Source organism: Streptomyces sp. NBC_00554, assembly GCF_041431135.1.
Taxonomy (GTDB): Bacteria; Actinomycetota; Actinomycetes; order Streptomycetales; family Streptomycetaceae; genus Streptomyces.
On sequence record NZ_CP107799.1, the window covers coordinates 7,154,157 to 7,167,755 of the forward strand.

Sequence of the window (13,599 nt, forward strand, 5' to 3'; positions counted from 1 at the left end):
CCGTACAGGATCTAGGAGTTGAGCTCGGCGAGTACGCGGAGTGTGTGCGGGTCGGAGGAGAGCACCAGCAGGTCGGTCACCGGGCCCTTCCGCCACAACTCCAGGCGCTCGGCGATGCGTTCACGCGGGCCGACGAGTGAGATGTCGTCCGCGAAGGCGTCGGGGACGGCGAGTACGGCCTCCTCGCGGCGTCCGGCGAGGAACAGCTCCTGGACGCGCCGGGCCTCCTCCTCGAAGCCCATCCGTGCCATCAGATCGGCGTGGAAGTTGCGGGCCGCGTGCCCCATCCCGCCGATGTAGAAGCCGAGCATGGCTTTGACCGGCAGCAGCCCTTCGGCGAGGTCGTCGCAGACGTGCGCGCGGGCCATGGGGGCGATGAGGAAGCCGTCGCGCAGGTCCGCAAGCGAGGCTTCGTACGCCTGAGGACGTGTCGGTGACCAATACAGCGGCAGCCACCCGTCCGCGATCCGCGTCGTCTGCGCGATGTTCTTCGGGCCCTCGGCGCCGAGCAGGACGGGCAGTTCGGCCCGCAGGGGATGCGTGATGGACTTGAGCGGCTTGCCGAGGCCGGTGCCGTCCGGGCCCCGGTAGGGGTGGGAGTGGAAGCGTCCGTCGAGTTCGACCGGGGCCTCGCGCCTGAGGACTTGGCGTACGACATCGACGTACTCCCGGGTCGCGGTCAGCGGCGACTTCGGGAACGGGCGCCCGTACCAGCCCTCGACGACCTGCGGCCCCGACAGGCCGAGGCCGAGCATCATGCGCCCGCCCGAGAGATGGTCGAGGGTGAGCGCGTGCATCGCGGTGGTGGTGGGGGAGCGGGCCGCCATCTGCGCAACCGCCGTACCCAGCTTGATCCTTGACGTCTGCGCGGCGATCCAGGTCAGCGGAGTGAAGGCGTCACTGCCCCAGGACTCGGCGGTCCACACGGAGTGGTAGCCGAGGCGCTCCGCCTCCTGCGCGAGCGGTACGTGGTCGGCGGACGGGCCGCGTCCCCAGTAGCCGAGTGCGAGACCGAGCCGCATGTCTCCTCCAGACGCCCTGTTCTGACGGTGTGTCAGATGCAGGCCCGGTCGAGCGTACGACAACGGCCCCCCGCCCGGAAGGGCGAGGGGCCGTGCGGGACCGGAGTGCGGATCAGCCGCGCTGGATCCCCGACGTGTCCTGCAGAACACCGCGACGGCCGTCCTGCGTCTGCGCCACCAGGCTCGGGCCGCGCTGCTCGACGGCCAGGTACCAGGTGCCCGGGGCGAGTTCGGCGATCGGCGTCGGCGAACCGTCCTCCGCGTACAGCGGACGCGGCACCGGCACGGCGAACCAGAACGGGGAGAAGTCCCCGGCCGGCTGCTGCACCTGCGGGGCGGGCGCCTGCTGCGGCTGGCTGGGCTGAGCGCCGTACGGCTGGCCCTGCTGCGGCTGCGCGCCGTAGGGCTGGCCGGGCTGCTGGGCGCCCGGGTAGCCGTAACCACCCTGCGGCTGACCGCCGTAGGGCTGCGGGGCGGCGGGCTTGGGGGCGGGCAGGAGCGCGCCCTTCAGAGCCGGGACGAGGGGGGTCGCGACGGCCGCCCCGGCGAGTACCAGGGTGGCGATGACGATGAGGATCAGGCCGATGCCGGCATCGACGCCGCTGTCCGAGGCGTTACCGACGTTGTCCGTGCCGCCGAGCGGGTCGAAGATGTTCCCCAGCGCGCTCCAGGCGGCGAAGACCGTGAACGCCACGCCGAACGGGCCGAGGTCGAGCCCGGCGACCTTGGGAGGCTGCGGAAGGGCATGGGACACAATGATCAGCGCGGCGCCGATGATGCCCGCGAAGACGACGCCCATCAACAACGGCCCGCTCTGCCACGCATTCGGGATCTCGTAGTTGTCGGGGGCCCCGTCGATGGAGTAGATCGCGAGGAACGAGGCGATGAGGAGCAATACCGCTGCTCCGATCACCACGCCGTCGCCTCGAGTGAGGGAGCGGATATTCACTTCAGTCGGTCCTTCGTGGTCGTCTCGTCGTCGGTGGAGGCGTCGCTGCCACCATGCCGCCGTAAGGCCGTGGTGTGAAGCGCGGGGGTGGCCCCTCATCGTAGAGACGACACTATCGCCCGCTTCACCAGGGTGTCCGCCGGGTTCGACGCACTGATCGTCACCCGCGCAGGAAACTCACGATTCCATCAGAGATCCCACTTGCCGCCTTCTGCCGCCACGCGCCGCTGGTCAGCCGGGCGGCGTCCTGGCTGTCACGCATGTTGCCGCACTCGATGAACACCTTGGGAACCGTTGACAGATTGAGACCGCCGAGATCCGTCCGGACGTCGAGACCCGTGCCTTCGCCGATGTAGTTGGAGGGCGCGGTGCCGGTCTCGCGGGCGAAGTTGCCCGCGATGCGCACGCCGAGATCACGGGACGTCGCGATGATCGAACGGGTGTCGGCGGCGCCGTCGTGGACGGTCCCCGGAAGGATCACGTGGAAGCCGCGCTGGCCGGCGCCCGCGCCGTCGGCGTGGATCGAGACGACCGCGTCGGCGTGCGCCTTGTTGCCGATCTCGGCCCGCTCGTCGATGCACGGGCCCCAGGAACGGTCGCCGTTCTGGGTGAACTTCACCGTGGCGCCCTGCTGTTGGAGGATCGTACGCAGCCGCCGCGACACGTCGAGGGTGAACTGGGCCTCCGTATAACCCGCGTTGGTCGCGGTGCCCGTCGTGTCGCACTCCTTCGAGTTCGTACCGATGTTCACCTTGCGGTTGATCTCGGCCGTGTGCTGGAAGTTGCCGGGGTTGTGCCCGGGGTCGATCACGACGACCTTGCCCTTGAGGGGGCCGGAGGCGGCGGGCGCGGACGACGTGGGGCTCGGTTCCTTGCCGTCGCCGGTGCTCGAGGGCGTCGGCGACCCGGAGGCGGAGGAGGTGGCGGGCGCGGAAGAGGCGGCCCCCCGCGTCTGCTGCGGCGCGGCTCCGTCCCCGGAGTCGTCAGCCACCGCCTGCCACACCAGCCACCCGGCCAGCGCACCCGGCACCAGCGCGGCGACCGCCACGGTCAGGGGCCCGCGCCGGGAACGGCGCGGCTGGGGAGGTTCGAAGTCAGGGCCTACGTACGACACGCCTGCCACCCTACGGGGCGGTGTGCCGGGTGGCCCGCAGGGTCCCCGGGAAGGCGGACCCGCCCTGATCTATTCCTTGCGGCCCGTCGCCGCGACCGTCACACCGAGGCCGATCATCGTGAGCCCGCCCACTCCGCCGACCAGCGCGAGCCGCCGTGGCGAGTTCGCGAACCAGCTCCGCGCGCCGGCCGCGACCAGTCCCCAGGCGCTGTCGAAGACCACCGCGATGACATTGAAGACCAGCCCGAGCAGCAGCATCTGAGCGCTGACGTGTCCCTGGCTCCGGTTGACGAACTGAGGCAGTACGGCGGCGAAGAACACCATGGTCTTGGGGTTGGCCACGCCGACCGCGAACCCTTCCCACAGGGTGCGCAGACCGCCGTGCGCGGGGCCGTCACCGGTGAACGCGGCCTGCAGCGACCGGCGTTGCCGCACCGCCTTGACGCCGAGATACACCAGGTATGCGGCGCCCGCCAGCTTCAGCATCGTGAAGACGAGCACCGAGCGCTCCACGACGGCCCCGACCCCGAGCGCCACCGCCACGACGAGGACGCAGGCCCCGAGTGTGTTCCCCGCGACCGTCGTCAGCGCGGCCCGGCGGCCCTGCGCCAGCGCCCGCCCGATCACGAACAGCACGCTGGGGCCGGGTATCACGATCAGCAGGAACGACATGGCCGCGAAGGCCAGCAGTCGGTCGGCAGGCATCATGCGGCCCATGTGAGCACGGAGGCCGCGTCCGTCTCCAGCCAATTTCCACTGGGCGGGCCGGGCTTCAGATCCCCGCCCCCGTACGCCGCAGCACCCGCAGCGAGTCCGTCACCGACACCTCCGTGAACGCGCCGGACTCCAGGGCCCGCAGATAGACGCGGTACGGAGCCTGCCCGGTGAACTCGTCCGCCGGGTCCGGGAACACGTCGTGGATCAGCAGCAGCCCGCCCTCGGCGACGTGCGGCGCCCAGCCCTCGTAGTCGCCGGACGCGTGCTCGTCGGTGTGACCGCCGTCGATGAAGACGAGGCCGAGGGGGGACTTCCAGAACGCGGCGATCTGCGGCGAGCGGCCGACGACCGCGACCACGTGGTCCTCGAGGCCCGCCTTGTGGAGGGTGCGGCGGAAGGCCGGGAGCGTGTCCATGAGGCCGAGTTCCGGGTCGACCGTCGTCGGGTCGTGGTACTCCCACCCGGGCTGCTGCTCCTCGCTGCCCCGGTGGTGGTCGACCGTGATCGCCGTGACCCCGGCCCCGCGCGCCGCGTCGGCGAGCAGGATCGTGGAGCGCCCGCAGTACGTGCCGACCTCCAGGAGCGGCAGCCCCAGCCGGCTCGCCTCGACGGCGGCCTCGTACAGCGCGAGCCCCTCGCCCGTGGGCATGAACCCCTTGGCGGCCTCGAAGGCGGCGAGAATCTCCGGCTTGGGTGCCGCGGGCATGGGGTTCCTCCATGGGAGCAGTACAGAACAGGGCGTACGTGTGTGTGGGCGCCCCATGGTGCACCAACACCCCCGTCACGTGGGCGACGGGGGTGCACAGAACACACGACAGCTCAGGCCCGAACGGCCTCGCCCGGCAGCGCCAGGTCCACGTCGACCGCACGGTCGTCCCCGGCGTGCGTCGCCGAGGAGGCGAGCGGGCCGTGGCCTGTGGCCTTGGCGGCCAGGACGTACGGGCCCTCGGCGGGTACGGCGAGTGCGTAGCTGCCGTCCTCCGCGGAGAGGGTCGCGCCCGCCTGGCGGCCGCGCCGGTCGATGAGGGTGACCTTGGCGCGGGCGACGGGGTCGCCGCCGGCGTCGAGGACCCGGCCGCGGAAGCCGCCGAGAATCTCCTGGGCCCGCTCGAGGGCGGCGTCCTCCTCGCTGCTGGCGCGCAGCTGCGGCGCGGTCGCCGGGCGTCCGCGGGGCAGGAAGAGGGCCATCAGCAGGCCGACGGCGACGGCGCCGGTGGCGATCAGGAAGGAGACCCGGAAGCCGTGCATGGTGGGGACGGCGACGCCCCCGACGTTGTTGGCCGTGTTGGCGAGGACCATGCCGATGACGGCGCTGGACACGGACGTACCGATCGAGCGCATCAGGGTGTTGAGGCCGTTGGCGGCGCCGGTCTCCGAGGCGGGGACGGCGCCGACGATCAGCGCGGGGAGCGAGGAGTACGCGAGGCCGATGCCGGCGCCCAGGACGACCGCGATGACGATGGTCTGCCAGGCGGCGCTCATCAGGCCGAGGCCCGCTCCGTAGCCGATCGCGATGATCAGCATGCCGAGGATCAGGGTGACCTTGGGGCCGTACTTCGCGGAGATCCTGGCGTACACCGGTGCCGTGAACATCATCGTCAGGCCGAGCGGCGCCACGCACAGGCCCGCGACGACCATCGACTGGCCGAGGCCGTAGCCGGTGGACTTCGGCAGCTGGAGCAGCTGAGGGAGGACGAGCGAGACGGCGTAGAAGGCGACGCCGACCATGATCGAGGCGAGGTTGGTGAAGAGCACCGCGCGGCGGGCGGTGGTGCGCAGGTCCACCAGCGGGGCCTTCACGCGCAGCTCCATCACGCCCCACAGGAGGAGGACGACGGCCGCGGCGCCGAACAGGCCGAGCGTGGTGACCGAGGTCCAGCCCCAGTCGCTGCCCTTGGTGATCGGCAGCAGGAAGAGGATGAGGCCCGCGGAGAGTCCTATCGCGCCGAGGACGTCGAAGGTGCCCTTGGCGCGCATCGGGGACTCCGGTACGGCGACGAGGGTGAGGACGATCGAGACGATGCCCAGCCCTGCGGCGAGGAAGAAGAGGGCGTGCCAGTCGGCGTGCTGCGCGACCAGGGCCGCGAGCGGCAGTGCGAGTCCGCCGCCGACGCCGATCGAGGAGCTCATCAGGGCCATCGCCGAGCCGAGCTTCTCGCGGGGCAGCATGTCGCGCATCAGACCGATGCCCAGCGGGATCGCGCCCATGGCGAAGCCCTGGAGGGACCGGCCGACGATCATCACGAGGAGCTGGCTGGTGAAGCCGGCGATCAGTGAGCCGACGACCATCACGGACAGGCTCAGGAGCAGCATGCGCCGCTTGCCGTACAGATCACCGAGGCGGCCCATGATCGGCGTGGCCACGGCTCCCGCGAGCAGGGTCGAGGTCATCACCCAGGTGGCGTTGCTGGGCGCGGTGCCGAGCAGCTCCGGCAGGTCCTTGATGACCGGCACCAGCAGGGTCTGCATCACCGCGACAACGATGCCCGCGAAGGCGAGCACCGGCACGATCGCGCCGCTCGGCCTCCGCGTGGGCTGTTCTGTCGTCGTGTGCGTCATTACGTGAGGCCTCCAGGCCGGAAGAGAAAGGGGGGAACGGCGATCCGTGCGGGATGCGTGCAAGGTGAACCCGGTGTGCCCGGGCAACTATTCCGATGCTTCATCCTGCTAACGAATTCTTGACCGAGTCATGAGGATCTGACCTACCGTCAGAATGGAACGTGTTCTAGTCTTGCGCGCACCTCGGGGGAAATCCCCGGGTCCAGGTCCTTGGGGAGGCACGCATGGGCGGCGTCGGCATCGGGATCACACCGGAGCAGCGGGAACTGGCCGAGGCGGTACGCGGCTGGATCGCGCGGGCCGCGCCGCCCGAGGAAATCCGCAAACTGCTCGACGCGCCGGGAAGCGGCAGACCCTCCTACTGGGACGGCCTCGCCGCGCAGGGACTGCTCGCCGTGCACCTTCCGGAGGCGTACGGCGGTGGGGGCGGGAGCCTCGTAGATCTCGCCGTGGTCGTCGAGGAGGCCGCGCGGGCCGCGTTACCCGGGCCGTACGCCGCGAGCGTGCTGGCGTCGGTGGTGCTGGCGCGGGCGGGGGCGTACGGGCTGGTCCGGGCCTTGGGGGAGGGGTCGCGGATCGGGGCCGTGGCCCTGGACGTGGGGACGCTGACCGCCGTGGCCGCGGGTGAGGGGTTCGTGCTCGACGGGACGGCGCCGCCCGTGCTGTCGGGCGCCGACGCGGATCTGCTGGTCCTGGCGGCCTCGGGGCCCGGGGACGGAACGGTGTGGGTGGCGGTGGACGCCGCCGATCTCCTCGTACGGCCCCACGAGAGCGCCGATCCGACGCGGGCGACCGCCGAGGTACGGGCCCAGGGGGTGCGGGTCCCGGCCGACCGCGTCCTCGCCGTCGGCTCGACTCTGGTCCGCGACCTCGCCGCCGTCGTCCTCGCGGCCGACGCCTGCGGCACCGCCGCCTGGGCGCTGGACACCGCCGCCGAGTACGCCAAGGTCCGCGAACAGTTCGGCCACCCCATCGGCCGCTTCCAGGGCGTGAAGCACCTGTGCGCCGACATGCTCGTACGGGTCGAGCAGGCACGAGCGCTCACCTGGGACGCGGCGCGGGCCTCCCAGGAGGCCGACGGCGTACGGGAGTCGGTCTCCGCCCTCGCGGCCGGGGTCGCCCTCGACGCCGCGTACTCCTGCGCCAAGGACTGCGTGCAGATCCTCGGCGGGATCGGGTTCACCTGGGAGCACGACGCCCACCTGTATCTCCGACGGGCCCTGGTGGCACGGCAGTTGCTCGGCCCCGGGGACGGACACCTGCGGCGGGCGGCCGGGCTCGCGCGGGACGGCGTACGGCGGGAACTGCGCCTGGAGCTGCCCGAGGAGGCGTCCGCGTACCGGGCGGAGGCGCGGGAGGCCATCGGGGGCGCGCACGGACTCGATCCCGCGGCCGTACGACGTCTCCTTGCACCCATCGGATACGCCGCCCCGCACCTGCCCCCGCCGTACGGGCTCGGCGCCGGGCCCGTGCAACAGCTCGCCGTACAGCAGGAGTTGGCTGCGGCGGACGTACGGATCAGCGGCCTGGGCATCGCCACCTGGGTCGTACCCTCCCTCGTCGCGTACGGGAGCGACCGGCAGAAGGAGCGCTATCTCCTGCCGACCCTGCGCGGGGACCTGCTCTGGTGCCAGCTCTTCTCAGAGCCGGACGCCGGGTCCGACCTCGCGTCGCTGCGCACCCGCGCCGAGCGGACCGCCGACGGGCGCTGGCGCGTCAACGGGCAGAAGGTGTGGACGAGTTCGGCGCGCTGGGCGGACCACGGGATCCTCCTCGCGCGGACGAATCCGGCGGCGCCCAAGCACCAAGGGCTCACCTACTTCGTCGTCGACATGAAGAACACCGACGGCATCGACATCCGCCCCCTGAAGGAGATCACCGGCGACTCCCTCTTCAACGAGGTCTATTTCAACGACGTGCTGCTCCCCGCGGACGCGGTCGTCGGCGAGGTCGACGACGGCTGGCGGGTCGCCCGCAACACACTGGGCAACGAACGTGTGCACATGGCTGACCAGTTGGACTTCGGTGCGGGGCTTGAGGCGTTGATCGCCTGCGGGGACGGGGTTGATGCGGCTCGTCTCGGCGCGCTGATCGCCGAGGCGCACGCGTTGGCCTGCATCGGGCTGCGGACGACTCTGCGGCAGGTTTCGGGGGTGGAGCCGGGGGCCGGGGCCTCGGTGCGGAAGTTGATCCAGACTGTGCATCGACAGAAGGTTGCCGAGCTGGGGCTCGAAGTCCTCGGCCCTGCGGGCGCGGTGCGTGAGGGGGTGGGGGAGCGGGCCGTGCATGGGTTTCTGTTGTCCCGGTGTCTGACCATCGCGGGTGGGACCACGCAGGTTCAGTTGAATGTTGTTGCTGAGCGGATTCTTGGGCTGCCGCGGGACTAGGAGCTGTCGTGTGTGTCGCCTGCGGGTGCGTTGTGGCTGGTCGCGCCCACGCGGCAGAGCCGCATATGGACACAGCCCCGCGCCCCTGAAGGGGCGCTCCCGAACCCGGCGTGTCAGAGCCACCCTTGCTGCCGGGCCTCCCGCATCGCCTCCATGCGGTTGCGGGTGGACGTCTTGCCGATGGCGGCGGAGAGGTAGTTGCGGACGGTCGACTCGGAGAGGTTGAGCTTGGTCGCGATGTCGGCGACGGTGGCGCCGTCCGCCGAGGCGTTCAGGACGTCGCACTCGCGGGCGGTGAGCGGGTTGGGCCCGGCGCTCAGCGCGACCGCGGCGAGCGCGGGATCGATCACGGTCTCACCGGTCAGCACCCGCCGGATCGCCTGGGCGAGCTCCTCCACGGGGCCGTCCTTGACGAGGAAGCCCGCGGCCCCCGCCTCCATGGCCCGCCGCAGATACCCGGGGCGGCCGAAGGTCGTGAGGATCAGGACCCGGCAGTCGGGTGCCTGGTCCCGCAGCTCGGCCGCCGCGTCCAGCCCGCTCATCCCCGGCAACTCGATGTCCAGCAGCGCCACATCGGGCCGGTGCGTCAACGCCGCGTCCACGATCGCGTCCCCCGCCGACACCTGCGCCACCACCTGGATGTCCGCTTCCATCCCCAGCAGCAGAGCGAGCGCGCCCCGCATCATTCCCTGATCCTCCGCGAGCAGGACGCGAATGGACTTGGCGGGCCGGTGATCCCGGGGCATCTCGTTCACGAGGTCAGAGTATGGCTCGGGGGCCGCTGGAGGAGTTTTGCGGACAGGGTGCGGATCTGGGCGTGTTCGGCCGTGGTCAGGGGCGCGGTCAGGGCGGCGATCCGCTGGTCCACCTCGGTGGTGCAGCGGTCGGTGAGCTGTCGGCCGAGCGGGGTGAGAGCGACCAGGACGGCGCGGCCGTCGTCGGGCGAGGGCAGGCGCTGGACCAGGCCGCGTTTCTCGGCGCGGGTGACCAGGCCGGTCATGGAGGACTTGTCCAGGCCCAGGTGACGGGCGAGTTCGAGCATGCCGGGGCGGCGGTCGCGCAGGATGCCGAGGAGGCGGACCTGGATCAGGGACAGGTCGTGGTTGGCGGCGATACCCGTCACGACGCCTTGGACCAGGAACGACAGCTGGATCAGGGCGTCCGCGGTGGTCTGCGGTTCGGCGGTGCCTTGCGGTTCATCGGGCCGCAGGCCACCTGCGGCGCCTGCCGGGGCCGGATCCGGGGTGGGGCTGGGGGAGCTTGGGGTCATCGTGGCTGCCTCCGCTTGACTTAGTACGTGACACAAACTAACTTCGAAGTAGTACGCGACACAAACTACTTCCACTGTTGCGCAAAAGTAGTACGCGCCGCAAACCATACGTGTGTCCACTCGATCCAGGAGGTCAGCCATGTACGCCGCCGTCGTCCGCTCCTTCGACGCCCCGCCCCGCTTCGACACCATCGACACACCCCGGCCCGACGGGGAGCACGAGATCCTGGTGGACGTCCTGGCCGCCGGTCTCCACCCGCGGGTGCGCTCCGACGCCGACGGCACCCACTACACCTCCGGCGGCGTCCTGCCCCTGGTCCCGGGCATCGACGCGGTCGGCCGCACCCCGCAAGGGGAGCTCCTCTACTTCGTGGCCCCCGACACCGCCCTGGGCACCATGGCCGAGCAGGCCGTCGTCGACCGCCGCCGCGCCATCACCCTGCCGGCCGGCACCGACCCGGTCGCGGTGGCCGCCGCGATGAACCCCGGCATGTCCTCCTGGGTCGCCCTGCGCCGCCGCGTCACTCTCGAGCCCGGCGCCCGCGTCCTGATCCTGGGCGCGACGGGCAACTCCGGACAGCTCGCCGTCCAGATCGCCAAGCACCTCGGCGCCGCCCATGTCGTGGCCGCCGGCCGCGACCCCGAGCGCCTGGACCTCCTGCCCGGCCTCGGCGCGGACGAGACCGTCTCCCTGCTGGGCGACCCCGAGAAGGTCGCCGACCGGCTCGGCCGGAGCGCGGGAGACGCGGACGTCGTCATCGACTACCTGTGGGGCCCGGTCGCCGAACACGCCATGCCCGCCTTGCTCACCGCCCGCCCCGAGCCCGCCAAGCCGCTGGCCTGGATCCAGATCGGCTCCATGGCAGGCGCGGAGATCACCCTGCCCTCCTACCTGCTGCGTGCGGCGAACCTCCAGATCATGGGCAGTGGCCAGGGCTCGGTGACCACCGCCGGAATCGTCGCCGAACTGCCCTCGCTCGCCACGGAGATCGCCTCCGGCACCCTGGCCGTCGACCCGCTCGCCCTTCCCCTCTCGGGGGTCGAGCGGGCGTGGAGCACCCCCACGGCGCCTGGTCAGCGCATCGTGCTCACCCCTGCTGACTGACCAGCTGCGGTTCCAGCGGATCCCTCAACCCCTCCGGATCCACCGGCAGTTCCGCCGACACCGTGAACCCGCCCCGCGAACCCGGTCCCGCCTCCAGCGAGCCGCCCGCCGCCGCGAGCCGTTCCTTGAGGCCCTTGAGGCCGGTGCCCGCGACGGGCTCCTGGACGGTGGTGGAGGCGCCGGTGCCGTCGTCCGTGATGGTCAGGCGGACGCGTTCGGGGGTGCCGTCGACGGTGATGTCGCAGCGGGCGGCGCCGCTGTGCCGTACGACGTTGGTGACGGCCTCGCGGACCACCCAGCCGAGGAGGGCCTCGGTCTGGGGCGTCAGGGGCGTGCCCGACCGGCGGACGTCGGGCTCGACTCCCGCGGCGGACAGTACCGAGTGGGCGCCGTCCAGCTCCGTGGCGAGGCTGCCCGTGCGGTAGCCGGTGACCGCCTCGCGGATCTCCGTGAGGGCCTGGCGGCCGACCGACTCGATGTCCGTGACCTGGACGAGGGCCGCGGTCAGGTCACGGTGGGCCAGCCGGCGGGCCGCCTCCGACTTCACGACGATCACCGAGAGCGTGTGGCCCAGCAGGTCGTGCAGGTCGCGGGAGAAACGCAGCCGTTCCTTCTCCACCGCGCGGCGCGCCAACTCCTCGCGGGCGGCGCGCAGTTCCCGTACCGCGTCGGAGAGGGACAGGATCGCGGCGGTCACCGCGGTGGACAGGAAGGTGCCGTACGCGATGTTGATCGCGGCCCAGCCCTCGTGGAACCAGCCGATGGTCCCGGCGAGCACGCTCAGGCCGACGGCGAGGCGGCCCAGGAGCTTGCCCCGGACCACCGAGCCCACGGCGAGGCCGAGCAGTGGGAAGAACCACAGCCAGGAGTCGCCGTAGCCGATGGCGAGACCGCAGGTCAGCAGGCCCATCAGGACGAGCGCCACCCGGGTGGAACGGGCCTGGCGCCACTCCTTCGCGAAGGCGCGGAACACCACATGGATGTAGAGGGTGTTGAAGGCGAGCAGGCCCAGGCCGCCGATCCAGGGGTTCGGCGTCTTGCCTTGGACGAGGTTGGAGAACGCGCCCATGCCCATCAGCAGCCACGGCAGCATCGTGAAGCCGCTGGGCGCCCGGCCCATGTCGTCGGGCCGCGCCTCCCCGGGCTTCCGAAGGGCGCCGGTGTTGCAGTTCCTCTTCCACGCCATCGTTTCTCCCCCTTGACCATCCTGTCCGTGCGATGAGTAAGACGCTACGGATCGGGGGCGCCGCCCGGCCAGATGCGTTTGTAAGGAGTTGGGCGGGACAAATGTCATGGCTCGTCGATCCGACACAGATCTGACATGGTGTCAGGAGGCTTCACAACTACTGGGCGCTGGGCTATACAAGGGGTCGCCGGACTGGAACGCGTTCTAGAAGAGGCGCTTTCCACGGCCCAGTGTCGACCTCGGTGCGGCCGACGGTGCGGACGGCCGCACCGGGGTCTCCATGCCACAACCGTCTCCATGCCACAACCGGATGACGTACGCGCTAGCGATCAGGAGTCCCATGCCCATTGACGCCGCCAAGGCCGTCGCCGCCGAGCCCCGGGCCGGAGAGATCGCCTGGGGTCACAAGGACGTCCAGCTCTACCACCTCGGCGTCGGCGCGGGCGCCAATCCCGACAGGCCGAGCCCCGCGACCGACCCGGACGAGCTGCGCTACACCCTGGAGTCCAGGCTGCACGTCCTGCCGAGCTTCGCGACCGTCGCGGGCGCGGGCTCCCCGGGCGTGATCGGCGGCCTCTCCATGCCGGGCGTCGAAGTCGACCTCGCCCGGGTCCTGCACGGCGGCCAGAGCATCCGGCTGCACCGCCCGATCCCGGTCGAGGGCAGGGCGACGACCACCTCGCGGATCGCCGCCGTGTACGACAAGGGCAAGGCCGCGATCCTCGTCATGCGCACCGAAGTCACCGACACCGAGGGCCCGTTGTGGACGAACGACGCCCAGATTTTCGTACGGGGGGAAGGCGGCTGGGGCGGCGACCGCGGCCCCTCCGCCCGCCTCGAACCACCAACCGGGCCCGCGGACAAGACCGTTGACCGCCCGGTCCGCGAGGACCAGGCCCTGCTCTACCGGCTCTCCGGCGACTGGAACCCGCTGCACGCCGACCCCGAGTTCGCCAAGCTCGCCGGGTTCGACCGGCCGATCCTGCACGGGCTGTGCACGTACGGGATGACGCTCAAGGCGGTCGTCGACACGCTGCTCGGCGGGGACGTGACCCGCGTCCGCTCGTACTCCACGCGCTTCGCCGGTGTCGTCTTCCCCGGCGAGACCCTGCGCATCCGGATGTGGCGGCGGGACGCCGGGGTCCAGGTGACGGTGACCGCGGTCGAACGGGACGAGGCGCCGGTCCTCGCCGACACCCTTGTCGAGCACGCCTGACAGTCGTACGTACCTCCATGACGTTCTTCCAGGACGTCCTTCCTGATCCGGCATGTCCTTCCTGAGGGGAGCCG

General features: G+C 71.4%; 12 protein-coding genes. 3 read left to right on the top strand and 9 right to left on the bottom strand.

Annotation, left to right across the window (positions count from 1 at the left end):
- Positions 1–11: 11 nt before the first annotated feature.
- The 6 genes from OG266_RS31580 to OG266_RS31605 all read right to left on the bottom strand — a co-directional run bounded on the left by OG266_RS31580 (position 12) and on the right by OG266_RS31605 (position 6,361).
- Positions 12–1,022, bottom strand: coding sequence for an LLM class F420-dependent oxidoreductase (locus OG266_RS31580; protein WP_326723481.1), 1,011 nt, complete (start codon positions 1,020–1,022; stop codon positions 12–14).
- Positions 1,023–1,134: 112 nt separating this feature from the next.
- Positions 1,135–1,971: a DUF5336 domain-containing protein gene (locus tag OG266_RS31585; RefSeq protein ID WP_326723482.1), complete on the bottom strand. Its 837-nt coding sequence runs from the start codon at positions 1,969–1,971 to the stop codon at positions 1,135–1,137.
- Positions 1,972–2,131: 160 nt separating this feature from the next.
- Complete coding sequence (locus OG266_RS31590; RefSeq protein ID WP_371549801.1) at positions 2,132–3,085, bottom strand: N-acetylmuramoyl-L-alanine amidase; 954 nt, start codon at positions 3,083–3,085, stop codon at positions 2,132–2,134.
- A gap of 69 nt (positions 3,086–3,154) precedes the next feature.
- Positions 3,155–3,793: a LysE family translocator gene (locus tag OG266_RS31595; RefSeq protein WP_371549803.1), complete on the bottom strand. Its 639-nt coding sequence runs from the start codon at positions 3,791–3,793 to the stop codon at positions 3,155–3,157.
- 64 nt (positions 3,794–3,857) lie between these two features.
- Positions 3,858–4,508 (bottom strand): class I SAM-dependent methyltransferase, encoded by a 651-nt coding sequence (locus OG266_RS31600; protein ID WP_371549804.1) that lies wholly within the window; start codon positions 4,506–4,508, stop codon positions 3,858–3,860.
- 113 nt (positions 4,509–4,621) lie between these two features.
- On the bottom strand, positions 4,622–6,361 hold the full coding sequence (locus OG266_RS31605) for an MFS transporter (protein WP_371549807.1): 1,740 nt from the start codon (positions 6,359–6,361) through the stop codon (positions 4,622–4,624).
- A gap of 224 nt (positions 6,362–6,585) precedes the next feature.
- On the opposite strand from OG266_RS31605, the gene OG266_RS31610 reads away from it, so the two are divergent.
- On the top strand, positions 6,586–8,748 hold the full coding sequence (locus OG266_RS31610) for an acyl-CoA dehydrogenase (RefSeq protein WP_371549809.1): 2,163 nt from the start codon (positions 6,586–6,588) through the stop codon (positions 8,746–8,748).
- 113 nt (positions 8,749–8,861) lie between these two features.
- Here OG266_RS31610 and OG266_RS31615 read toward each other — a convergent pair whose 3' ends face one another.
- Entirely contained in the window at positions 8,862–9,494 is a 633-nt protein-coding gene (locus OG266_RS31615) for a response regulator transcription factor (RefSeq protein ID WP_266464361.1), read from the bottom strand.
- A 5-nt stretch (positions 9,495–9,499) separates the two neighbouring features.
- The gene (locus OG266_RS31620; RefSeq protein WP_371549811.1) at positions 9,500–10,018 is read right to left on the bottom strand and encodes a MarR family winged helix-turn-helix transcriptional regulator; all 519 of its coding nucleotides are present in this window, start codon (positions 10,016–10,018) and stop codon (positions 9,500–9,502) included.
- Positions 10,019–10,157: 139 nt separating this feature from the next.
- Here OG266_RS31620 and OG266_RS31625 point away from each other — a divergent pair, with 139 nt between their 5' ends.
- The gene (locus tag OG266_RS31625; protein ID WP_371549812.1) at positions 10,158–11,123 is read left to right on the top strand and encodes a zinc-binding alcohol dehydrogenase family protein; all 966 of its coding nucleotides are present in this window, start codon (positions 10,158–10,160) and stop codon (positions 11,121–11,123) included.
- On the opposite strand, the gene OG266_RS31630 is transcribed toward OG266_RS31625, so the two are convergent.
- Positions 11,107–12,309, bottom strand: coding sequence for a sensor histidine kinase (locus tag OG266_RS31630; RefSeq protein WP_371549814.1), 1,203 nt, complete (start codon positions 12,307–12,309; stop codon positions 11,107–11,109). The two genes, OG266_RS31625 and OG266_RS31630, sit on opposite strands and share 17 nt — an antisense overlap.
- 340 nt (positions 12,310–12,649) lie before the next feature.
- Here OG266_RS31630 and OG266_RS31635 point away from each other — a divergent pair, with 340 nt between their 5' ends.
- A complete protein-coding gene (locus OG266_RS31635) occupies positions 12,650–13,525 on the top strand; it encodes a MaoC/PaaZ C-terminal domain-containing protein (protein WP_371549816.1) in 876 nt (291 codons plus the stop codon).
- Positions 13,526–13,599 lie beyond the last annotated feature (74 nt).